This is a genomic window from Solirubrobacter ginsenosidimutans (assembly GCF_027587205.1).
Map to the genome: position 1 here is coordinate 1 of NZ_JAPDOD010000131.1, position 1246 is coordinate 1246.

Below are 1246 nucleotides of genomic sequence, written 5' to 3' on the forward strand. Positions count from 1 at the left end.
AGGACGGTGGATTCATCCGGTCGATGCAACACGATCGTGTTCGTGTCGTGAGATCGGGGGTTGGGGGTGGGTCGGAGGCCGGGGCCGGAGGGGTGGATAACGCCGGGTGAGCGGGCGGTGATGGCGGAGCGCGTGCAGGCGGGGGCGACGTTGCGTGAGGTGGCGGCGGAGTTCGGGGTGGGGTTTTCGACGGTGTGGCGCCATGTCAATGAGGCGGCGTTGGCGCGCCGGCGGGTCGATCATTCGCCGTGGCGGCTCTCGTTCGGTAAGCGCGAGGAGATCTTTGCCGGGATCTGTCGCGGCGAGAGCGATAGTGCGATCGCGCGGCGCGTGGGGCGTCATCGCTCAACGATCGGGCGTGAGATCGCGCGCTGCGGGGGTCGGCAGCGGTATCGCCCGTCGCAAGCTGAGCGGATCGCTGGGCAGCTCGCCCGGCGTCCGAAGGCGACCAAGCTCGCAGCGTGTCCGTCGTTGTTGGCCGCGGTTGAGGCCGGCCTGCGATTGCGGTGGTCGCCGCAGCAGATCGCCGCGCGTTTGAAGCTCGATCATCCCGACCAGGAGGCGATGCGCATCAGCCACGAAACGATCTACCGCTCCTTGTATGTCCAATCCCGGGGCGAGTTGCGTCGCGAGCTGACCGCGCAGCTGCGCTCTGGCCGCTCGGCTCGTCGCAGCCGTGGGCGCCCGGAGCGCCGCGGCCGGATCGTCGGGATGGTCCCGATCGCCGAGCGACCCCCGGAGGTCGACGAGCGCCGCGTCCCCGGGCATTGGGAAGGCGACCTGCTCATCGGCGCCGGCGGCAAGTCGGCGATCGCGACGCTGGTGGAGCGCCAGACCCGCTACGTGCTCTTGGCGCACCTCGGCACTGCGCGCACCAGCGCGGCGGTCGTCGCCGCGCTCGAGCAGCGCATCACGGCCCTGCCCGCGCACTTGATCAAGTCCTTGACCTGGGACCAAGGCTCAGAGCTCGCCGCCCACCAGCGCTTCACCGAGCAAACCGGGATCAGCGTGTACTTCTGCGATCCGCACTCGCCGTGGCAACGCGGCAGCAACGAAAACACCAACGGGCTGCTGCGGCAATACCTCCCACGCTCCACTGACTTGGCCAAGTTCAATCAATTTGATCTTGATCACATCGCTGCCGAGCTCAACGGCCGACCGCGCAAGACCCTCGAGTGGGCCACCCCAGCTGAAAGAATGGAAGTCCTGTTGCGCTGACCGCTTGAGCCCGCCGACGCAAATGTTC

At 68.1% G+C, this 1246-nt stretch carries 1 protein-coding gene; it reads left to right on the plus strand.

Annotated features, from left to right (window positions below; all coding sequences use genetic code 11):
• The first annotated feature begins 120 nt into the window (after positions 1–120).
• On the plus strand, positions 121–1218 hold the full coding sequence (locus tag OM076_RS44480; RefSeq protein ID WP_270046746.1) for an IS30 family transposase: 1098 nt from the start codon (positions 121–123) through the stop codon (positions 1216–1218).
• Positions 1219–1246: the final 28 nt, after the last annotated feature.